The sequence below is a fragment of the Ructibacterium sp. SJQ-7 genome (assembly GCF_054696575.1).
Genome location: NZ_CP195193.1, coordinates 1890721 through 1915137, shown reverse-complemented (window position 1 = coordinate 1915137; position 24417 = coordinate 1890721). Strand labels below are relative to the sequence as shown.

The 24417-nt window shown below is 37.8% G+C and carries 10 protein-coding genes and 1 tRNA gene; 5 read left to right on the top strand and 6 right to left on the bottom strand.

Going from position 1 to position 24417, the window contains the following annotated elements; translation table 11 throughout:
• Nucleotides 1-62: 62 nt before the first annotated feature.
• From ACSAMO_RS08250 to ACSAMO_RS08240, 3 genes are read right to left on the bottom strand one after another with little or no spacing between them, the layout of a single operon-like run.
• Nucleotides 63-4076: an alpha-L-arabinofuranosidase family protein gene (locus ACSAMO_RS08250; RefSeq protein ID WP_499209090.1), complete on the bottom strand. Its 4014-nt coding sequence runs from the start codon at nt 4074-4076 to the stop codon at nt 63-65.
• A gap of 26 nt (nt 4077-4102) precedes the next feature.
• The gene (gene holA / locus ACSAMO_RS08245; RefSeq protein ID WP_147514290.1) at nt 4103-5140 is read right to left on the bottom strand and encodes a DNA polymerase III subunit delta; all 1038 of its coding nucleotides are present in this window, start codon (nt 5138-5140) and stop codon (nt 4103-4105) included.
• A gap of 2 nt (nt 5141-5142) precedes the next feature.
• On the bottom strand, nt 5143-7446 hold the full coding sequence (locus ACSAMO_RS08240; RefSeq protein WP_499209089.1) for a DNA internalization-related competence protein ComEC/Rec2: 2304 nt from the start codon (nt 7444-7446) through the stop codon (nt 5143-5145).
• Nucleotides 7447-7896: 450 nt separating this feature from the next.
• Between ACSAMO_RS08240 and ACSAMO_RS08235 the strand changes: the two genes are divergently transcribed.
• From ACSAMO_RS08235 to ACSAMO_RS08215, 5 genes are all read left to right on the top strand, one after another.
• Nucleotides 7897-9138: a C40 family peptidase gene (locus ACSAMO_RS08235; protein WP_337599402.1), complete on the top strand. Its 1242-nt coding sequence runs from the start codon at nt 7897-7899 to the stop codon at nt 9136-9138.
• Between the two features lie 144 nt (nt 9139-9282).
• Nucleotides 9283-10134 (top strand): stalk domain-containing protein, encoded by an 852-nt coding sequence (locus tag ACSAMO_RS08230; RefSeq protein WP_022229574.1) that lies wholly within the window; start codon nt 9283-9285, stop codon nt 10132-10134.
• Nucleotides 10131-10778 carry a YczE/YyaS/YitT family protein gene (locus ACSAMO_RS08225; RefSeq protein ID WP_022229575.1) on the top strand — a complete coding sequence of 216 codons (648 nt, stop codon included), beginning with the start codon at nt 10131-10133 and terminating at the stop codon, nt 10776-10778. The genes ACSAMO_RS08230 and ACSAMO_RS08225 overlap by 4 nt, the downstream gene beginning before the upstream one ends.
• Nucleotides 10779-10828: 50 nt before the next feature.
• Nucleotides 10829-10915: transfer RNA gene (locus ACSAMO_RS08220), tRNA-Leu, on the top strand.
• Nucleotides 10916-11493: 578 nt separating this feature from the next.
• On the top strand, nt 11494-11808 hold the full coding sequence (locus ACSAMO_RS08215; RefSeq protein WP_412274861.1) for a helix-turn-helix domain-containing protein: 315 nt from the start codon (nt 11494-11496) through the stop codon (nt 11806-11808).
• A gap of 139 nt (nt 11809-11947) precedes the next feature.
• Here ACSAMO_RS08215 and ACSAMO_RS08210 read toward each other — a convergent pair whose 3' ends face one another.
• The 3 genes from ACSAMO_RS08210 to ACSAMO_RS08200 form a co-directional block, all read right to left on the bottom strand.
• Nucleotides 11948-12832 (bottom strand): tyrosine-type recombinase/integrase, encoded by an 885-nt coding sequence (locus ACSAMO_RS08210; RefSeq protein ID WP_482489699.1) that lies wholly within the window; start codon nt 12830-12832, stop codon nt 11948-11950.
• Between the two features lie 624 nt (nt 12833-13456).
• Nucleotides 13457-13669 (bottom strand): hypothetical protein, encoded by a 213-nt coding sequence (locus ACSAMO_RS08205; protein WP_022230774.1) that lies wholly within the window; start codon nt 13667-13669, stop codon nt 13457-13459.
• Between the two features lie 286 nt (nt 13670-13955).
• Entirely contained in the window at nt 13956-24287 is a 10332-nt protein-coding gene (locus ACSAMO_RS08200; RefSeq protein WP_499209088.1) for an MBG domain-containing protein, read from the bottom strand.
• Between the last annotated feature and the right edge of the window lie 130 nt (nt 24288-24417).

Genomic DNA, 24417 nt, shown 5'->3' with positions numbered 1-24417 from the left:
CACAGTTGACTGAGGGGTGGCATTTTATTGTTATCCCACGTTATACCATATGAGACAGTCCGCTACTTTCCCTGTACTGCGGTCATAATTTGATTATATGCCCAATGATTTGGTGAAACATCACCGAACGGATTTTCTGCATTTTCCGCTATCGGATTAGCAAGCACTTTATTCATCATTGTAACCGTTTCCGCACGCGTTACTGAATTATCAGGCTTAAACGTGCCGTCCTCATATCCGCTTACAATATTTTCATCATACAATGCTTTTATATATCCTGTTGCAAAATAATCGTTTGTCACATCTGAAAATTCTGTACAAATTCCGTTTCCGTCAAACGAGCCGTATTTACTCAAAATAACCGCCAATTCTCCGCGTGTTATATTTCTGTCAGCCTTAAACGTACCGTCCTCATATCCCGAAATATATCCCTTTTCAGCGGCATATCCGACATAATTTGCATACCATTCATCACCCAACACATCAGTAAAATCACTTGCATACATCTTATTTTCGTCAAAATCAGCCGAACATCTTGCTATAATTGCCGCCGACTCAGCACGGGTTATTGTATTATCCGGTCTGAACGTGCCGTCCTCATATCCCGAAATATACGCTTTACTTCCACCGTTTCCTGTTTTAAGTCTTATAATACTGAATGAATCGGCAGGCGCATTATATGTAAAGTTATTACTTGCATTTGTTAATTCGATTTCTTTCGGTACGATTGCATTTTTATTATCAAGACTGTTTTCCAAATTTGTATCGCCAGACATAACAGTTGTCTTTGCGATATTTGACGTTATCGTTTCGCCCGATACATTCATTCCGATATTTACGTCACTGTCCATTGTATTGACAACCTTAACGATAACGTCACCTGTTTCCTCATCATACACGCTTGACGAATACACAGGGCCGTATTCCTTAGGCTTTTTATATGAGCATATAAATTCATCATTCAAATATGCTTTGATTTCATCATCAGTCACTTCAACCGTAACGTCATACCATTCATTATCATTTATATGCACGTTACCGACATATGACTGTTCCGCAACGTTACCGGAAGAAGAACTTACACCGTTTACAATGTGCTGTACCTTTGCGGTTGTATTGCCCCAACCGCCTATATTAACTCTGTAATAATTCAATGCATCATCTGCCGCAACTCCTATTTGGAAACCCTCGCCGCCGCTCAATTTGCGTGCTTTCAGAGTCAAAGTATAGTTACGCATATCAGGGCTTGCATAATAGCATACCGCACCCGTATTATCCGACATTTGAGAAATCACACCGTTATCGTCTATAGACCAGTCACCGTTTGTTGTTTCCCATTCAGACTTATCAGCAGTTACAGTTGAATTTTCCGTTTTTACCTCTATATCTTTAAATTCATTATGTGTTCCCCAACTTCCAACTGCAACACCGCCTTTAAGTGCGTCGTCTTTTTCGATACCGTTCAGTTTAACCTCTGTCGGCAAATAATAATCTCCTTGATTATTTGAAAACAGTGACTGAACGTAATAATTCGGTGTAAGAACGTAATCCGAATTATTAAACCAAATCATATCCGCCGCCGACCACTGTGTATTGCCGAACTTCGCAAACATAGGCGCGTAGCTCGCCATACGCACAACGTCCGCATTTCTTTCAAGACCTGTCATAAACGCCGCCTCTGACAGTGCGTTATACCAAGCATTACCCTTTGACGCATATTCACCCAAAAATACCTTTGTATTTGTATCACGTCTGTAATTATCATATCTGTAAGCGTGCTGTCTGAACCAATCGGCTGTTTCATAATAATGCTCGTCCATACGGTCGGCAAGTTCCTCATGTTCATTCGCCCAATTCCATGCAAGGTCATTTGAACTTCCGCTTGACGCAGTGCCTGACGTTGTTACAAGGTTAATATCGGGATATTTTTCGTGTATTTGCTTTGCAAATTCTTCATATCTTTCAAAGTAAATATCGCCGTACTGCTCATTTCCGATACCTATGTACTTCATATTAAACGGCTCTTTATGTCCCATTTGAATACGCTTTTGCACCCATTCATTACTTTCATCAGTACCGTTTGCAAATTCGATAAGGTCAAGCGCATCGTCAATATACGGCTGTAATTTGTCCATAGGAACAAGGTGTTCTTCGTCCGTTGCACTTCCGCTGCGGACTTGACATGCAATACCGCAATTCAAAATCGGAACAGGCTCCATTCCCAAGTCCTCGCACATTTGGAAATACTCATAAAAACCAAGTCCGTAAGTCATCATATACGGCTCCGTTGCAGACGGATTCCATATGTTTATCATTTCCTTACGCTCCGACACATCACCGATTGTATCTTTCCAGTTCCAAGCCGTATCCATTGTCTGTCCCTCAACGGCACAACCTCCCGGAAAACGCAAGAATTTAGGATGCATTGCCTCAAGCTGTTCCATCAAATCCTTACGCAAGCCGTGTCCTTTGTATGTATCCTCCGGCATAAGCGATACCATATCTACATCAAGGTCACTGTCGCCTGTATTTGTAACAATAAGTCCGCTGCCGTCACTTTCAAGTTCTTCGTCTGCAGTGAATGTAACAGAATACTTTTTCCAATCGTCTTTTGAATTACATTTTATAACGGCAGCAGCCTCATTAAAAGGTTCAACCTCAAAACTAGCCTTATGTTCATCTATTACAATTCCCAACGACACCGTCAGTTCACCCTCGCCGCGTGCATATACCGAAAAATCATATTTTTCGCCATTTTTAAATTTCATTCCGCTGAAAGATGTACCTTTATCGCAATCCCATTCGGTTCCGTCATAAAAACCGTCATTACAAATCATTTCACCTTTCGGAATTGTAATATATGTAGGATTATTTTCGTTCATCGGTTTATCTGTTTTAACCTGTATATTTTCGGCGGTATAATATTTGCCGTCCGCTCTGTTAGGCTCTTTATATATTGAATACAGTCCCCAATTATATAAATGTCCTTCTTTTTCATCACTCTTTTCAAAAGAACGGTTTTGAACCATTTCCGCATAAAGTCCGCCGTCTGCGGCAGAGTTAATATCCTCGAAGAACAATCCCCACATATCGTCCGAAACATCCTTACTTCTGTCCGAAGCGTCAATATTAATCGAATAAGGTTCTTCCTCACTGCCCGTCACATACAATGTATACTCTCTGTCTACACCCCCATATGACTGCACAAGTGTTACTGTTTCGGCGGTTTTATTATGCTTAACCGCACCTGTTTCGGTGTTTATAAGTCCGAGATTATCTGTTTCATTCCACACAATACCGTCCGCTTGCGGTAAAGCTATACTGTCGCCTGTCACAATCTGTTCATCGTTTATCGCATATGAATCAAGCATAACATCGGCATTTATTTCACCGTCAGCCATAACTTTTAATATTTCGTCCTGTGAAAGTGCGGTGTTATAAACTCTGAAATCGTCCACTACCGCCGATAAATATGCGTCACCGTCATAGTGCGACTTACCTATATAATTAGCAGTGTTTGTAAGTTCGGATATATCCTTTATACCCGACTTACTCTTTATAAGTCTGCCGTTTCTGTAATATGAAACGGTATCGCCTTTAATTGTTATCGCATAGTTTACCCAATCTTTTGCGGTTTCCTGCGTGCAATCCATTGTATCAACGGTTGCACCGTTTTTTATCTCCAATCTTGAAGCACCGCCGCTGTACGGTGCAAAGAAAAAGTTTTGGTTTGAGTCCGTACCGAAATCGAAAACTCTGCCCCATGTTGTGAATTTATTAATCTTCACCCACGTTGTAATCGTCATATCGCTTGACAGAATATTATCCGGTAATTCGGCATAGCCGTCCGTACCGTCAAGCAAAAGACCTTTACCCTTGTTACCATCATCAGTTACACTTGCACCGCCCGACAGTTTCAATTCATTCTTGCCGTTTTGGTCGGCAAGCTGTTTGTTTCCGTCAAACGTGTACTGTAAAACAGGTTTCGGCACATTTTCCGCCGCAATACTCACACACGGTAATGACGTAAACGTCATTGCCAACGCAGACACCACTGCAATAAGTTGTTTTTTCATAATTTCTCCCTCTTTTTATATAAATTTTATTTGTGACTTCTGTAAATACATTCCGCAACATATTGTTCCAATGCATTCCACTCCTCAACACGTCCTTCTTTTATCGCCAAGTCAATCTCCGCAACTCGCCTTAGCATCCAAACAAGCGAATCCTCCGAAAAGCCTTTTGCGCTGTTTATATATTTTCTTGCAACAAACAACGAAACGCCTATTTCCGATGCAATCTCAGCTTGCGGCGCACCGTTCATTAATTTTACACGGAGCATTTTTTCAAATGTCGAAAGCATTAAATATATAAGCGTAAACACATTTTCTTTGACTGTTTTTAAATCGGCAAGCGTTTCCATTGCCTTTTGTGTATTGCCGAGCATAATCGCGTCCGTAAGTTCAAAAACGATAACTTCCATTGACTTTGCAACAACTCTGTCAATATCGGTTTTATATATTTCTTCATCACAAAAATCAATCAGCTTTTTAATTTCATTATTAATGCTCGCCAAACCACTGTCACATATGGTTATAAGGTAATACGCATTTTCTTTTGAAATCTTCTTTTTTGCGTTCAGAAATTGCTTGACAACCCACGTCACAAGGTCAGCCTCACTCAAATAAGTAAATTCAACCACTGTTCCGACCTTTGCCGCCGCCTTATACAAAGCACTTCTTTTATCAACCGATGTTTCGTCGAAAATCACGACCGTATCGTCAGATATTCTTTTAAACTTTTCGGTCCAAAATTCCTTTTTTTCTTCTGTCGATGCCTCATCTTTTCCGCTTTTCAACTGAAAAATACCGCTGTCCTTAATGTGTATAAGCTTTTTCTCCGTCATCATCGGAAAGCTTTCCCACGCGTCGTCATATTCCGAAAACGCAACGTCACGGCCTTCAATTTTTATGTGGTTAAAGTCGGGGAATCCGCCGTCGGGAACGCAGTCTTTTACCCTATTAACGTACATTTCACGCAGGTAATCCTCCTCACCGTAAAACACATACAAAGGTGCTAAAATACCCTCTTTAAGCTGTTTTTTCAGTTTTAACAAATTTCCGTTTTTCTTTTCCGCCATTCTTATCTCCTATTATATATATCAGTTTCGGCACTGCCGTTTTTATGTATTATAAATTTTATATCGCCGTCATAATCAGTACGAAAAACCTGTGCATTTTCCAGTCTTTCAAGTACATCATCATTCGGCAAATTATACGGATTATTCTCACCGACGCTTATAACCGCATATTCGGGAGTTAATTTTTCAACCCATTCTTCACACGTTGCGGTATTCGAGCCGTGATGTGCAACCTTTAACAAGTTCGTTTTGCCTGCTTTTCCGTCATCAATCAAATTCTTTTCGGCAAATGATGACATATCACCCGTAAATGTTGCAGAAAAACCGTTATACTCAACATAATACACATATGAAGTATCATTTTCATCATCACTTAACCCTGTCTTATTTGACGGAGGAATAATTCTTATTGTCATTCCGTTATTATAAGTAAGAAGTGTTTCCTGTGAAATGTAATGCACTGTTGTGCCGTTTTCCCTTGCGGAATTTTCAAGTGCCACACGCCATTCACTGCCCTCCATATTATCGGGCAGAAATAAATTTCTTACTTTTATATTCTCCATTGCCGCTATAATTCCCTGCACATGGTCTTGATGATAATGACTAACAAACGCACTGTCTGCCTTTGTTATCCCCTCTGTTTCAAGATAATCAAGGTACACCTTTTCACCAGGGTTATAGTCAGAATACGCATTACCACCGCCGCCGTCTATAAGCACATTAAATCGGTACGGTGCTTGAATTACCGCACCGTCACCCTGACCGACATTGACGAATGTAATTTCCACATTATTTGTACTAATCACTTCGCCTATTACATACGAAGTCATCAATGCCGCCGCAACAAAAATCGCAATACGCATTTGACTGTTTTTCTTCTTAATATATTTCACTCCCGAGGCAACGGCAAGAGTGTATATAATAAGTAATAACAAATTCGGTTTTGCGACTGTATGCGATACAAGACCGAGTTTATATGAAATTGTCGGCACAAGTTTTAGTATAAACAGCACGCAGTCAACCGCCTGTTTAAACAGCGGTGCGGTGTCGAATACCGCAAGCATTACAAGCAGAATCGGTGCAAGCACCATAATCACCGTCACGCAAGGCAACATTATTATTGACAAAACAACCGAATATATCGAAACAGCACCGAAAAAGTACGCTGAAACAGGCAAAAGTCCGATTGTACAAATTATGCCTATCGCAAAAAGTCTGCGAATGTATTTTATATGTATAAATTTAAGTTTACCGTGCACACAGTCGTAAAAGTAATATATCATAATTGCCGACAGCACCGACATCACAAAACCTGCGTCAAACAGCATTATCGGATTTGCCACTCCGACCGCAAGCAACGTTATACCGACTATATCCGGATAATATTTACGTCCGAATTTACTTTCGGTAAATATAATTATCGCTATCATCACAGCCAATCTGATCGAAACGGTATTGTTTGCATTGGCAAAAGCATATATAATAAGAAGAAACACCGTCAAAATATCGCGTGTCCTCTTTTTAAATATGCCCAAAACAAGCGTTATTAAGGACATTAAAAGCATTATATGAAGATACGAAGAATAAAAATATCTTTTCGTACCCGTTTTGGTAAGTATCTTATCAAAATTGTCCGAAAATTCTTTTTTATCCCCTATCAACACAGCCTTCATTATCGCATTGTAATCGCCCTTGTAATGCTTGTCAATTAATTTTGAAATTGAGTTCTTAAACGAATTGTTAATCGCATATGGTGAATAATCTTTTATCACTTCGTCCGAAAGTTTAACTTCACTGCTGTATGATTTAAAGAAAATCCCCAATTTTTTATAATATTTTTTATAATCAAAGCCATTTCTATTCAATTTTTCAGGAAGTTCGTTGATAAATCCGCTGAAAGTTACAGTATCATCGTATTCCAGCTTATTATCGGAAGTAAGAAGGATTTTATCCCTTACCTTTTCATTATTTACTTTACGCACATCAATTACATATCGTACATTTTCATCTTTTTCGCTGTCCTGCGGTATCTCGCACACGCGCCCGACGGCAGTCACATACCGCCCTTCATACTTATACAAATCATGTGCATTTTCGCTTACTTGGGCATTGCAAAGAACTGTGCCCATAACAAGCGCCGTCATCATAACAAGTATTTTTGTATTGAATTTATGTTTAAAAACCGACACAACTGTCAATACCATTATAAGGGACAAAAGAAAAATTAATGCAAACGCAATGTCTATGCGTTCGTAAATATACACCCCAATCGAAAAGAATACGGCGATTTTAATATATTCAACCATATTTCTTACTCCTTGTATGCTTTAATTATATCAAATCGCAGTTTTCTTTACAACGGCAATGTAACTTTTGTAATCTTTGTAACGCGTTTGTAATATAAATGCACCGTTTTTTACAAAGAAACATACTTTGCGCGTAATCTGCCTGTAATATTAGGCTGAAATTCTGTAATTTTTGAATTATTTGAATTTTGTACACTTTTACATTATTTCACGTGTAAAACACGCTGTTTATGCGACACATTGAACATTTTACCCCTTGTTTTATGTTACAAAAGCTACTGTTTTATTACTGAATTGTTACAAAAAGAATACGATACGATTAAAAAAGTGTTGACAAATGGTTTAATGTGGTGTATAATCCTGTTTGTAATGTTTTAGAAATATATTAGAAATACAAATGCAATTTAAGTAATCGTTAAGAAAACTTAAATCATTAGGAGGTTTTATTTTATGAAGAACTTTAAGCATTCACTTATTGCTGTAATAGCAGTAGCAATGATAAGTTCACTTGCAGTAGCACAAGCATCCGGCTTAAACAATTCAAAAACAGAAAGAGAACAAAGAATAAATGCGGCAGCAGCAGAGCAGAACATAACAATCGCTCAAAAGGATATTACAGACGCAGTTAAAGGTACTGCCGAGATTTCAACAGAACCTACAGAAACTTCTGCGGAAAATACAGCAGAAGAAAGCGAAATTGCGGCAAAGAGTTTTTACCCTCTTGGCTATGTGCTTATCTCAAACGGTTCACTTGACGTAAGAGAAACTCCGTCAGACGAGGCTAACGTTATCGACAAAGTCGAAGTATGTACAGAAGTTGAAGTTATGGAAAACTCAGAGGGTTGGTACAAAATAGCTTATAACGGCGGTAAGACAGGTTATGTTCCGAGCGAATCGATAACTCAAGATAAAAACCTTGCAGACGAGGCTAAAAAGAGTTATACTAATTACAGAATTGCTCAAGTTACACTTTCAGGCGAATCTGTAAGAGTAAGAAGTGCAGCAAACACTGACGCAGATGTTATAGAAGAACTTTCAGACGGTACTTATGTATATGTACTAAGCGGTGAAAATGATTTTATAAAGATTTGCTACGGTGATGACTATAAAGAAGGTTACGTTATCAATACTTCCCTTCAATTCACAGGCGAATGGATAGAAAAAGACACTATCGCACAAAAGCAACAGGAAATTGCAGACGCAAAGGCAGCCGCTGAAAGAGCAGAAAGAATTGCCAAGCAAAACGCAGCCGCAGCCAACGTTGCAACATCTGCACCGTCAGCATCTTCACAATCAGAAGAAACACAGTCGGCTCCGTCATCTTCATCAAAGGGACAATCTATCGTAAACACAGCAATGCAATATCTTGGTGTTCCGTATGTTTGGGGCGGTACTTCCCCATCAGGTTTCGACTGCAGCGGTCTTGTGCAGTATGTATGTTCAAAGAACGGTATCAGCGTAAGCCGTGTAGCGGCAGACCAAAGAAATAACGGAACTTATGTAAGTCGTGACAACCTACAACCGGGTGACCTTGTATTCTTCGGTAAGGGCGGAAACATTCACCACGTTGGTATCTATGTAGGTAACGGAAATATGATTCACGCTCCTCAAACAGGTGACGTTGTTAAGATTTCTTCAATCAATACAGAATATCGTATTTCTCAATACGCAGGTGCAGTAAGAGTATATTAATTTGATTTAATCAATACTGTCCTCTCTCAAATGAGGGGACAGTATTTTTTTGTGTTGTTTTACAGTAAATCATTGACATAAATTTGTTCGATATGATATAATTCGATTATAAATATTGTAAATTACGGGAAAAGAGATGTTGTTATGAAGAAAAAAATTATAATCCTGCTTTCCGCACTTGCTCTTACCGCCCAAATCGTGCCATGCGCTTTGGCGGACGGTGACGCACAAAAGGTTACAATCGCAAAAGATGAAACTACATTAAATCTAACAATCGGTGACACACAGGCAATGCGTGACATCATATATAACGGTAGCACATATAGCTATAAAAACCCTCTTGAAATCGCACCACAAATAATCAATGACTCCACATATATTCCGCTTTCCGATGTTGCAAAAGCCTTTGCTTTAAATATCACTTGGGACGGCCACAACAGAGAAGTCCACATCGCTCAATACAAAAAGGGAGATTTAACTCCACTAATTGAATTCGGCATTATTTCAGATGACGATTTAAACAAAGGCGAATACATCACAACTCAAGAGGCACTTAATACAATTAAAAATTTTCAGCATTACGCGATAGATGATTTTAAAAATCTTTATGTTTACGACTATCTAAAATCATTTGATAATATCAGTGATGAATCAAAAATACTTCTTTCAGTGCTTGACTATTTAGGTAAGCATAACGGTTGCATACAAAAATCAATCGCCACAGGGTGTCAAATCGAGCCGGCAACGCTTACCGGCATACTGTCACGCATGGAAGAAAAAAAGCTTATTAAACGTCAAACAAAGGACGGAAACAAGCGTTCTTTATATGTGTATTTGACCGATGAGGGCAAACGGCTTCAAGAAATAGTGAATGATACTTTTGAAAAAGTCGAAAATGAGATTTTGGGCGGAATTTCAAAAAGTGAAAAAGAACAGTTTATCAACACATTTTTTAAAATATGCAATAATATGACAAATACGGAGGAATTACAGTGACAGACAAAACAGAATTAATTAAACGATACATATTTTTACTTGCGGGACTTTTCGTCAACGGACTCGGCGTAAGCTTTATCACAAAAGCAGGGCTCGGTACTTCACCGATTACAAGTATCCCATACACTCTAAGTCTTGGTTTTACGCCAACGGTCGGAATGTTTACATTGTTTTTTAACTTACTTCTTATTGTTCTTCAAATCATTCTTTTAAGACGTAATTTTCAACTTCAAAACTTGTTGCAGCTGCCGATTATCGCATTGTTTTCATTTTTTATCGACCTAACAATGTCATTGCTCGGTTTTATTCAACCCGAAACATATGCTATGAAAGTTGTATCACTTGTAATAGGCTGTTTAATTCTCGGCTTCGGCGTGTTTATGGAAATGGTCGCAAACGTCGCAATGTTACCGGGTGAGGCAACCGTCAGAGCTGTTTCCGATGTATTTAGTACCGATTTCGGTAAAACTAAAATCGCATTCGATTCGTCTATGACCGTAATTGCGGCAATTATGTCGTTTATAATGTTTAAACACCTTGACGGCGTCCGTGAAGGAACTATCGTTGCCGCTATTCTTGTAGGCTTTGTCGCAAGACTTTTCAAAAAATATATCGGCGGAATAGAAAAAATACTTATTTCTTGATTTTGGTCTTGACATTAGAAGATATTTGTGGTATTATAATTGGGTAATTTGCCGATGTGGTGGAATTGGCAGACGCGCGGGACTCAAAATCCCGTGATGGCAACATCGTGTGGGTTCGACCCCCACCATCGGCACCAAAAAATCCTATATACGGCTTCCGGTTGAGGAGGTAGCCGAGAGGGCATAGAAGTACCGCTGAAACGGTACAAAGCTATGTCTTACGGCATTCCGTATATCGGAGTATAGCACAGGTGATAAAAAAGCTTAGTGGGCATTTTAATATCACAAACACAGGGGACAGCCTAAAGAGCCGATAGCGCCAACTGTCGGCTTGTCTGTTCTCCCAACAATAGGCGTACACAGAGAACACAACCAACCCAGATAGATTTTAAAGAGTACATACTGTATTGCTCTTGACGGCTTTGCAACCTTGTCCCATAGGCAAAAGCAAGTTACCGAACAGACTTTATAGCGTCGGCTCTGTCAGACCCGCCATTTTTTCAAAAAAGGGCGCACGAAAAAAAACTATTAAGTTGTTGATTTTCTAATAGTTTTCGTGTATAATTATATCAGCGAAAACATAAAAAACACAAAAACTGAATACGGTAAATTCGGAATGTTACCGATATAAGAAGAATGTTACTCTTTTTAGAGTAATTTGTCAAGTGTTGTCACACACTTGTAATATAATTTTTCTTGTGGAGGTAATTTTTTTATGGGAAAAATCAGAAACCGAAAGAAATGGATTGCTAAGCCTACAAGGCTTTCAGAGGGTCTAAGACTTGCAAGAACAAGGCATAAAGGCTTTACGCAAAAATCAGTGGCGGAAGTTACAGGTATACCACGTCCGCGTATTTCAGAGTATGAAACAGGCGCGAGAATACCAAGCCAAAAGACATTAAACAAACTTTTAAGATATTATCTTGACCGTCAACTTATTTCGTTTGCCAAATATGTAGAAATTAAAACAGATTGGAACGGAGCTTGTCAAGAAAAGCACGTCGAGAATTTCCCGTATATGAAAGGTTAAAACAGTTGACTACTGCGGTAGTAAGTGGTATAATTTTATTATGGCAAAACGTCGTTTTAACACGTGTAAAGGGTCTGAAATTCAGCAAGTCCATTAACAAAACTACTGAATAAAAAAAGCACACCGAAGTGTGTTTTTTTTATGCAAAACATTCTTTGAGTTGCTCTGTTGCCTTTAAGAAGTCTGTTTCGTCTATGCTGTCGTAAATGTTAAGTGTTATTTGTACGTCTGCGTGTCCGAGCCAAGCCGATACTACTTTGATAGGAACACCCGAACGGAGTGCAGCGTGAGCGAACGTGTGGCGCAGAACGTGAAAGCCTAAAGGTTCATAAATGCCGATAGTTTCTAAGTACCAATGCCAGTTATCAAGTGCAGTACGATAGACAACAGGACGACCTAAAGAGTTGGTAAAAACTCTGTCAGAACCTTTTGCGTGCCGTCTGCGTTCTTTAAGGACAGTGAGCAACTCGCCATACAAAGGAATCTGACGGCAACCGTGAGCCGTCTTAACGTCTTGTAAGTTTCCCCGATAGTCTGTGTGTTCGATACGCAATACACCATTGAAGAAGTCAACGTCAGACCACCTCAAAGCGATAACTTCCCCTACCCTACAACCTGTATAAAGCAAAGTCTTATAAAAGTCGCCGTAAAACGTAAGATAAGAATTTTTAAGTATCTTGTTTATCTCATCAGGACGCAAGGGAGTTATTTTCTTCGGTTGTTTTTTTGGTAAGTCCAAATCTTCCAAACAGACAAGACTTTTTATAAAGCCTAAAGAACGAGCCTTTTTTAGACTTTGCCTTACAAGAGTGAGCATATGCTTAATTGTGGATAACTTCAACCCCTCAACAACCATATTGTTAATAAGCTTTTGAATGTCTGAACTGCTTAATTTTTTCAAAGACTTATCACAAGTAACGTGCGTGGCATATTGTAAATAGCTGTCGTAAGTAGACGGCTTGACCATAACTTTTTTGTAGGTTTCGAGCCACTCATAAACCCACTCATTTAATCTTTTTTTCATTACATCACCTCAAGCAGAATTATAACACAGTCCGACAAAAGGGACAGGAAACAAGGAAGAAAACAAACAAGAAAAATAGTTTAAGAGTTTCGCTCCGCTCGCGCAGGCGAGCCGCACGAGTGCGCGGCTCTGTCTGCACGTCGCTCCGCTTCCCGCTTGGCGCGGCGCAACCTCGCCCACTGCGCTCGTCTGCGTCGCACTGGCGCTTGTGTAGCGCTCTTGGGAAGTCTTGCTGTGTCGAAGGCTTGCCCTGTGCCGTGAGCGTATGCTCCGTGGAGAGTCTGTCTTGACCGTCCGCCGAAAAAGCAACCACGTAGCCTACTCCGTAGGAAATAAAGGGATATTTATTGTAATTGGTTTTCGGCGCAATATTGCTTGAAAACCAACTACGAGGCAAGCAATAAATATACCTTTATTTTGCTTGCTTTTTAGGCTGTTTCCGCCCGCCCGTTTGTGGTGTATCTGCCACCGCTTGAGGAGTGTCAGTCGCTTACCGCTTGCCTTGCACGTTGCGCACGGCTCGCTTGCGTAGTTCCTCCCCGACCACCACCCCTTTTTGACCGTCAAGGGGCGGAGAAAGTCTTTTAAAGGTAACTTAGTTCCTCCGCCCCTCGTCGGCCAAAATTACCGTAGCCGAGAATGTTTCGCAGAGTATTTGGTATTAATTCCGTTTACATAGTTCAAAACATCATATAAAGCCTTGAGTTGACCCTCTTTGTGTCCTTGCACAAAAGAATAATTGTGTAGTTCACTTTCTTGTGGAGTAGTCTTTTTTACTCTCTCAATTTCGTGGATAAGATAAGCGATTAGATCCTTTTTTAATAAAATATCTTTCATTTTTTCAAACCTCCAAACCACAGGGGACTCAAAATCCCGTGATGGCAACATCGTGTGGGTTCGACCCCCACCATCGGCACCACAGACCTTGTAAGCAGTAATGTTTACAAGGTTTTTCTTTTATTCCGACAATTTACTCGCAAAACTTTTGGTTATTTATGTCGCAATATTCCGAGTATTTTTTATGGAGGTTTAGACTTAGACACAAAGCAAAACATGGTTTTATACAGGATTTTATAACTAATTCAAAAAAAGAGTACAGATCAGAAATCTGTACTCTTTTCGATTAATCTTTTTGCACATATGTTGACGCATACATTAATTCATAATAAGCCCAATGCGATTTTGACAAATCGCTATATGGACATATCATACCGTCAATCACAGCCTTATCAGGTATTCTGCCTGTTGCAACATTCACAATTCTCGCTGCCTCTGCACGGGTTATAGGATTTTCAGGTTTAAACGTTCCATCTTGATAACCTAAAATTATACCCAACTTAACTGCAGTATATACAAATCCTGCACTCCAGCGGTTTATTTCAACGTCTGAGAACGCCTCTCCCTTTTCCGTTGATGTCTTTGTATATCGCAATATCATTGCAACAAATTGTTCTCTTGTAACAGGTTCTTCCGGTTTAAATGTTCCGTCTTCAAATCCGGAAATATACCCTTTTTCACTTGCTGCTGCAATATAGTTTTTATACCATGTTCCATCAGCTACATCCTTGAATATATTAATGCTTTCTTTCTCAAGTCCACCACTCAGATTAACCATAATTGTTGCCGCCTCTGCTCTTGTCATATATCCGTCAGGATTGATTTTTCCGTCATATCCCGACATATATGGTTCATTAGTATCACTTTGAGGTTTTTGCGTAGGTTTTAAGGTTTCTGAAGGTGATTCCGTTTCTATCGGTTCTTCCGTCGGCAAAATTGTAGGTGCAACTGTTGGCGTAGGTGTAGAGTTTGAAGAATTGTTATTTCCCTTTCCATGACTACTCTTCTTTTTAAGCGTTGTATAAATCGTTACATCCCCATCAAAGGTCAAAGGATATTTGATGCTTTCACTGCCCTTATCATTTTTATAGCAAGCGTAATATGTTACTCCTATATCTCCGATAAGATTTCTGAAATCAGCTTCTTTTTCAACAGTGACAACATTAGTATAAAAACTCTTTAGCACCGTCATATCGTCTATTGACACAAGAGTAATCTTATTGGCAAAAGCTTTTTTACTTATCGGAATACTAATTTCAGATTGATTGAAATTATCCGTTTCCGCAAATCTTATACAAACACTACATTCTTGTCCCAATTCAAGGTTTTCAAATGAATTTTCATCTTTCCACGTTTTACCGCCGTCTATTGAATACTGATACTTAGCTCCACCGTCTATCTCAAACTGAGTCATCTCCGGAGCAGTAACAGTCAATATATTACTTTCATCAGAAATAGATATATCATCTTCCTTAAGCAAAACAGTCAATGTCGCTTTTTCAATATTACCTTTTGACAACACATTATCCGAAGAAAGTTCATAGTTGTCGTCAAACGGTTTATCAAGTTTAACATTCAATATATTAACTGTTTTATCTTTTCCGGCATTAAAATCTTCAAACGAAAATTCACCCGTTGCTGTCACTTTATCATTATTTTGAACGTTTGAAAATGCTATCGTACCGGTTGTCTGTAATGTCTTTCCGTCATAAACTATAGGATTTACGATACACTCTCCATACTCTAACACTCTTTTTTCAACAGTTAAATTGTCAGTTTGTACTGTAGGAACTTTATGAGTGCTTTGAGCCAAAAGTTCAATACATTTTCCGTTATGATCAGGAACTGTCAACACATCCCCGTCTTTAGCAGCGGTTATCGTTCCGTCATCATTCGGATAACCGATAGTCACACCGTATTCTCCCAATTCAGTAAATGGTACATTATCTTCAACATACCCGCTATCATATGTAATTCTCGCTTTAGCATTGCTTAAATCAAGCTTTTCACCATATACATATTCTGTTTTGGGTTGACTTACAATTTCAACAGTTGTAAGTTCCCTATTATTAATTCTACCGCCGGAAACGTTTTTAACACTCTCTGTTTCATCAATTTCATAATTATAACTCTTGCCATAAGAATCATCCATCGAAACATATTCAATATCTACATCACATTTCGCTGTCGGTTGTTCTGTTTTATAAACTGCTTTATACAAAACACACACTTTATCATTATTAACAAGGTTTTCAAGACTCAAAATATCATTATCTGCCTTGCCGTCTAATTTATGAATTTGACCTTGATTATCGAAAATTATATCCGATGTAAGAACAGGGATACCGTCTGTTATATCTTTTACGACAAGTTTCCTCTTCTGAATAACCAATGTACCGTTATTATATACAAAACGATAATTGTCACTTTGAGCGCCTGTCATTGTAATCGTATATCTTCCGACATCTGATTTTGAGCTTACATCTGTTGAACCGTCACGTTCTTTACAAACAAACACAGGTTCTGTCAAATTATCTTTGAACTCGACACTGTCTTGTGTTTCACCATAAGCAAAATCGCTATCATTATACGCAAAACTAAAATCAGCTGTTGGATCATCACCATATATTGCCGTCACATCATTGATATTAACATTTATCGGCTTTTTGTTAATTTTCATTTCCTGACTCTTTACAGAAAGAACATTGCTTAATTCAGTTTGCGGAATAAGTGTTAAATATGCACCGTTATGTTTTGTTACGGTTAACTTATCCCCGTCTATAGCCTCTTTTTCCACACCTTCAGAGTCTGTCAGAGTAACGTCAACACCATAATCTCCAAGTTCATCATATGCAACATCATAAACAACTAAACCGTTATCATATGTTATTCTTACGCCCTTTTCCGACAAATCCAACGTTTCGCCATATGTATACTCAAGTTTCGGCTGTTTTATAATTTCAACCATCGAAATTTGTTTATCATAAATTCGTCCGCCTAAAGTTGTACTCGGTACATCTCTAAGTACATAATTACTTCCCTCTCCGTATGATTCGTCTATTGTTATATCATAAATATTAACAAGAACATTATCTGACGGAATTACACTTGTATACATAACAGTATAATCAAGTTTCACCGTATCACCATATGAAAGGTTATCAAATTCAACTTGTCCTGCGGTATTTATTGCAACACCGTCAATTTTATGTACAAGCTGAGGATCATCATATATCATTTTTGATGTCAATGCCGGAATGCCTCCTGTTATCTTCTTAACAACAATCGGACGTTTATTTATGGTAAGCATCGCCGGTACAAGTTTAAAAGTATAATTTGCCGAACTTGCCGAAGATAATTCAATATCGTATGTTCCTACAGGAGTTTTTTCATTAGTATCGCATGATATTTTCGGTTCTTCCAATTCATTTCTGAAATTTTCAGAATGCTCATCATCACCATTTACAAACCCACTGTATTCATATTCTAATGTAGGATTTTTATCTCCGTAAAATCTTTCTTTATCTTTCGCCGTTACAGTTATAACGGCTTTATTCACCAAAAGTTGTGCCGTTTGAGGTTCTTCAAGTGTTGCTTTTGTATCAACTTTCAGTTTTATTGACTTACCGTTATGATATGCAGTAGTCAAGACATCATTATCTGCCGCAGGAGTTTCATCAGTACCGTCAGTATATACAAGTTTAACTTTACCATCTGTTTTTTTGGTCAACTCATTAAACTTCAAGTTTTTCTGAATTCTTCCACTATCATATTCAACCGTAACCGCACCACGATTAAGGTTCAACTTATCTCCGTAAGTATATTCAATCTGTTTGCCGTTATCATCTCTCAAAACCGGATCACTTGTTATAACAACACTTGTAATCTGTTCTTCAAGAACTGTACCACCTGACGCCTCACTTGGATATGATTTAATTTCATAACATACATTTTTCTCATGGCTATCGTCAAACTTAACGTCTTCTATCTTAACGGTTATAGTTTCTGCCACGTCTTTTGATGTATATACTGTATCATATGTTATGCCTATTTCATCGTTGTTGATAATACCGCTTACAGTCATATCTTTCTGTTCATTCGTATATACTGCCGTTGATTCAATATAAATAGGAAGAATTGAATTATTCTTATATATTATTTCTGATGTAAGCGTCGGAACACCATTATCGATAGAATCTATCGTAATCTGTTTCTTGTTTACAGTTACAGTTCCGTTTACATATACGAAATCATAGTTATCATTTCCGCCGCCGCTCGGTATAATATCATATTCTCCACAAACTGATTGTCCGCTTACATAATCACACGATACAGTCGGTTCGCTAAGTCCTTCGTTAAATCTTTCGCTCGATAACGTATCACCGTTTACAAGGTCAGCCATCGTATAATGGAATGTGTATTCACTCGGCGCATTATCACCGTATGTCAATGTCACATCATCGGCAACAACCCTCATTTGATGTTTGTTTACTTTCAAACTATCAGAAGAATAAGCCGCTTGCAAATCATCGGTTGCTTTAGTCGGATCATTTATTGTAAGTTTTATAAACGCACCGTTATACTTTGAAACAGTAAGCAATGTATTGTTTTTCACTGTTCCTATTTCTGTTTCGGTACCGTCTTCTTTCTTTACAAAAGTCAAGTCTATACCAAAATCAGCAAGTCTTTCAAACGGTACATCACTTTCAACATATCCGCTGTTATACTTAATATCAACACTGCCGCCCTTTAGAGCAAACCATTCACCGTAAGTATACTCCATTTTATCCGGACTGCTATTAACAATAATTTCAGACATAAGTCTGGTCATAATCTTACCGCTTGATGTTGTCGGTACAGTTACTAAAGTATAATTTTTACTACTGTCACAATCATTTGCAAATTCGACATCTTCTATATCTACAGTTGCATTGTCTGTCTGTTCAAGACTGTTATATACCGCTTTATAGGTAATATCAATGCTATCATTATTTACAAGGTTGACTATATCCATATCCGAATTAGACGCAGTACCGTCCAATTTTATTGGCAACTGATAATTATGTTCATATGCTATTGATGAAGTTAAATCAGGAATACCATTATTAATTGAATTGATTTTCAATTCACGCTTATTAACAGTCAAACTGCCCTTATCTTCACATATAAATTCATAATTATCCGCACTTCCGCCAAATGCAGTAATTACATCTTCATAAGTACCCGCATTTGTCTTATTATCCGCATCTTTATCGTCAATCTTACATTGTACAGTCGGTGGAGTAAATAATGTTCCAAGTGCGGATATTATTGTTTCGCCGTCTGCCAAATCACTCTTTTCATAGTCGATTGTGTAAGTAGACGGCTCATCACCATATGTATATGATGCGTCATTTACAATAACGTGTAAAGGACGTTTCTTTACGGTTATCTCACCTGTAACCACTTTTTCTGCAGTTGCGTCAGTTGGCGGAACAAGAGTAATGGTCTTTCCATTGTGATTTTTAATTGTTGCAAAAGCTCCGTCCTCAACTTCTGTATCTGTACCTGTGTATACAGCTTTAACATCATACTCTGCAAGTTTATTAAACGGAACATTTTCAATAACATCACCGTTATCGTATGTTAATTTAAACTTTCCACCGCTGAAATCAAGCTTATCTCCATACTTATATTCACGGCTTGTTCCGTCATTATTTTGGGTTGGATCTGTTGTTATTTCAATAGCTGTCATAACAGACTTAACCGCAAACCCCTTTTGCGGAGTTTCTATCTTTTGAAGATAATAGTTTCTTGCGTCACCGTAGCTTGTATCCAAAACAGCATTGGTTATATCAACATCTGTTTCCCCTACTGCCGAATTATCCGTATATGTTGCATCAAAAGTTATATGCACACAATCATCCCACAAAGGACCTCTGTTTTCAGCAAATGTTAAAGTCGCTGAATCAACGTCTGTTTTGACGTCAATGTTCTTTACAAGGTCACTTTCAAATGCTTCTTTTGATGTAAGATTAGGAACATTATTAACCGTTTGTACAATAAGAGGTCTTTGTCTTATTACAATGTTGCCGTTTTCATACAAAATATTATAATTTTCAGCGTCAGCACCGCTTATAGACAATATATATGTACCGGCTAATGTCTTTTGATTTACATTTGTTGTTCCGTCATCCTCTTTGCAGACAATTTTAGGCTTTTTATATCCCGAAATGTTTTCTACATCGTCTGCATCATCATATTGGAAATCACTTTCTGTATATGTGTATCCATATCCGCTTGCATATTGACTTATATTTTCACCATAAGTCGTATATATATCATCAGCCTTTACGTGAAGGTCATGTTTTGTAACCGTTATCTTATCGGTTGTAACTGCCTCAACATCATAAATTGTATCCGGTATGACAGTTATAGTCTTTCCTGTGTCTTTAACAACTAAATGTTCATTATTTTTAAGTTCAACATTTCCGCCCGTATATGTGAGCTTAACATCATAAGATTTTAATTCTTCAAAATTAACATTGATAACTTGTTCATTATCAAACGTCAATTTTACTTTTCCGCTTTCAAGATTAAGCGGTGTGCCGTAAACATATTCTGTCGTAGGTTGTTCAACAATTTCAAGACCTGTTATACTCTTAATATAAACTCGTCCGCCGTCTGCGGTTGTTATTGAATCAGACGAAACCGTATAGTTGTAACTCTTACCGAACGTATCGTCCATTTTTAAATCATCAACCGTTACTTGAACATTTTCAGCCGCAGTGTGATTTGCATATTGTGCATTGTAAAGGACTTTAACTTCATCACTGTTATACAATCCACTTACGTTCATTGTATTTTTGTCTGTTGATTTTTCAGCCGATGCAGGCACTTTATATGGTGCCGTTTTTTCACTGCCGTCACTGTTTAAATAATATTTTGAAATAAGTGAAGGTACTTCACCTGTAATCTTTTCAACCTTTAACGGTCTTTTATTAATTGTAAGCGTACCGTTTTCGCACACAATATTATAGTTATCACTTGTACCGCCCAACAATTCTATTGTCGATTCGGTATAGCCTTTTTCTTTATCAATTTCAGTGGATGCAGTAGCTTGACAGCTAAATCCAGGTGCAACAAAGCCGGTAAATGTACTGCTTGTTTCACCGTAAACAAAATCGCTATCGGTAAAAGTATATGTAAATGTTACACTACTGTTTTCATCACCGTAATATCTTTGTTTATTATCAGCTTTTATATGAAGATCTTTTTTATTTATCTTGAAATTATTTGTCTTATACCAAGAGCTTATACCATCCATTGTAAGCATAAGCCACTTTCCGGTATCCGACACGCTCAAATGATCTCCGGTTTTAGCTGTTGTTTTATTACTGTATTTTATTGTCAGACCTTTTTCAACAGCCTCTTCAAATGTCACATTTTCAACAGTACCGCTACCGTATGTGATTTTGACGTTACCGGTTTTTAAATCAAGTGTTTCACCGTAAGTATATTCAAGTTTACATTCTTCTGTTACTTCAAATTCGGTTATATTATCCGCAACAATTTCACCGTCACTGCTCGTTAAATTAGCAGATTTAACAGTATAATTTTTCCCGTCCGGATAATCGTCATCAGTTTTGACTTTTATGTTGGTTGCCGTTACCTTTTTATTTTTACCAACAGCTTTTGTTGACTCGGTATCAGTGTATGTAACGTCATATTCAATCTTTATAATATCATTGTTAATAATTCCCGACGCAGTAAATTCATCACCGGAACAAGTTGCGGTAAATGTATAAGGGAATGTTGCATTTATACTGCAAGATGGTATCTTAACTTTACTTACCGTTATTTCTTTCGGTGTTATGCTAAGCTTGCCACTGACAAAATCAAAATAATAATTATCAGATTCACCGCTATTTTCAACAAAGTTTATCGGATAATCATCCTGACAATCCGTTGTTGTATCAGCCTCACAACTTATCTGCGGAGCAGTCTTAACAGCTGTAGCGATTGTGTCGTTATTTTTTAAACACGTTTCGTCATACTTAAATGTAAATGACGGATTTGCACTTCCGTATACTTTTGTATTATCATCTGCTGTAACGGTAAGTTTTGCTTTTTCTACTGTAATCTGATATTTTATACCGTTTATGTAAAATACAAAAACTCCTGCCTTTTTCGGTGTACCGGTTATTGTTCCGACTGATTGATTATATGTCATACCGGTAGGAATATCACCGTCAACCGTGCCTTTTTTCTCAAATCCTGTGTATGGTTTATCAGTACCGTAAACTGCATTTTCCAATTCCTTAGCAGGAGCTTCCGGAACAAATTCAGGCACATAATCGCCCATATATTGCAATTTGTCCATAAGATTTTCAGTGATAGAATTAGATGCACCACTTGTATCCCACATATATCCTTCATCACCGATTTGCATATTCAATGATGTAGCGCCAAGTTTAGTTGATATAACATTTCTGCCTTCCGGCGGTACTGTTTTTACTTTAAACGGCAATTTTATAAAATAACCGTCTGACAAATTAAATGTTTGACCGTCTTTCAAACACAACTCAATAACAAGTGTTTTTACAGACCCTGTATCATTCCATGTATATGACGATGTTGAAGAATCAACCGCATAGTTTTTCTTATAATTTGTATCTCCGGTTATATCAAATACTTCCAGCTCAGGATTATTTTTCTGAATTTGTGTTTTTAGTGCAGTAGTATTCAATGCAGTCGGATTTACATATCTCGAATCATAATCCACCGACAAAGTGATTTCTTTCAACTTATCCGTCTTTAGATTAGCTGTATTGTCAAATCTGTAACCTATCCAAAAAGCGTCATTTTTCTGAAGTTCCTGAGTTTTGTCCGCAGATGTATTCGGCTCTGTTTCTGTTCCCATAAAGTCCATATACAGTTGTGTTTTATTACTATCTGCCGATGTAGGAACGTTGTATTCTTTCTGTGTTACTGTTTCATCAACTGAAAGCGACGTATATAAATCCGCCATTTTTTTGTTTAAGAAATTGGTTCTGTCTGTTTCATCAACAACTCCGTTACCGCCGCTTGTACTTATATCAAGTGCACGATATTTATATAATGTATTGCTGATATTTGTATCCGGAATATTTTTATCATACATAAATACATCAAGCATATTTAGATAATTGTCCATATTCATATCGCCTTTTTTAGGCAAGACAATCATACTTCTCTCGTCTTTTAACGGACGAGTGCCGTCATTAGGGTCATACTCATATGTAATCGTATATATGCCCGGTTTAACATTTTGAGTTTGCAAAATGTCTATTATATTCTCACCGTCTGCACCGGTCAATGTTTTCACATCGGTTTTATCGGTTGTGTTATCCCAATCTTCATATTTTAATGACGATACTGTCTGATACTGAATTGTACGTTTTATTGTCTTATCTTGTGTCAGTTCTATTGCATCGCCGTTAGAATCATACAATGTCACTCCGGGATCTGTAAATCTATCGCCCGAAAATACTACTATTGCAGTTTCGTCTTTATCATAATTTATATATTGATTTTCTTGAAGTGAAGTACCTTTTTTCACTTCAACGCCGTCTGTACCGTAAATATTCCATGCCAACGGATTATATGCGATATTTCTGTACTTATACGTCGAATCAAAAGTTGACTTAAGCGCAGTTTTTGCATCATCGGTTTGCGAAGACGCCATAATCTTTCCGTATGGTGTATTACCATATGCAAGTCGCATTTCTGTACTTAAACGCTTAACATGAAAAGTATATGTTCTACTTTTATCATTAGGCATTGTAATCGTAACGGTGATTTCATTATACTCTTTATCTGTCGAGGTAAAATCAAGGTTCATATATTCTGTAGAAATATTTTTACCTGTTATAATGTCATGAGATTCAAGATCCTCACCGTTATACCAATAACCTTTACCCAAAATATCCTCTGAACTGATTGAAACTTTTTCACCGTTTACCGCAACACTTGTTGTCGCACTCGGCTCATACTGTTCAAAATCCATTTTTACAGACGCGGTATTTGCGTACACATACGTATAATAGTCAGTAACTTTGCTGTCAAACGTCAAATCATTTCCGTTTACGTCCGTCCAATTTATCTGTGACGGAATATCTTCATCATTTACGTTTCTTGATGAAAATGCAACTGAGCCTGTTGTTATATCAGGTGAATTATACAAACTCCACTTTCCGTACAATGTGATATTATTAAATCTGTCAAGCATTGATGATGATATATTTGTATCTTCATCAACCTTTGTTCCTCCGCCGTTATTTTCTGTATACCAACCGTCAAATGTGTATCCGATAATTCTGTACGGTTTACTGCTCCAATCCGGTATAGGTCCGTCCACCACGCCACCAGTACCTTGATAGTTATCATGCGGCTGTGGTCCGTATTCTGCATCTATATCTTCATCAGGAATGATGATAGGATGGTCCTCACTTATTTTTCCGTTACTTGCCTCGTTATATTGCAAATAATAACTGAAATCTCCATCTGCAAAAACCGGCACCACAAATCCACCTTGCAAACACATTGCAACGCTTAATAATACCGTTAATAATCTATAACATATATTTCGTTTTTTCATAAGCCCTCACCTCATTATGACAATAACGTTATTACATTTTCAAAGCAAACAAGATAAACTCTTGTATAATTTGAAAATGCAACAACAGAGGCAAGCGAAAATTCGCTGCCTCTATTATTACAAATTTCGT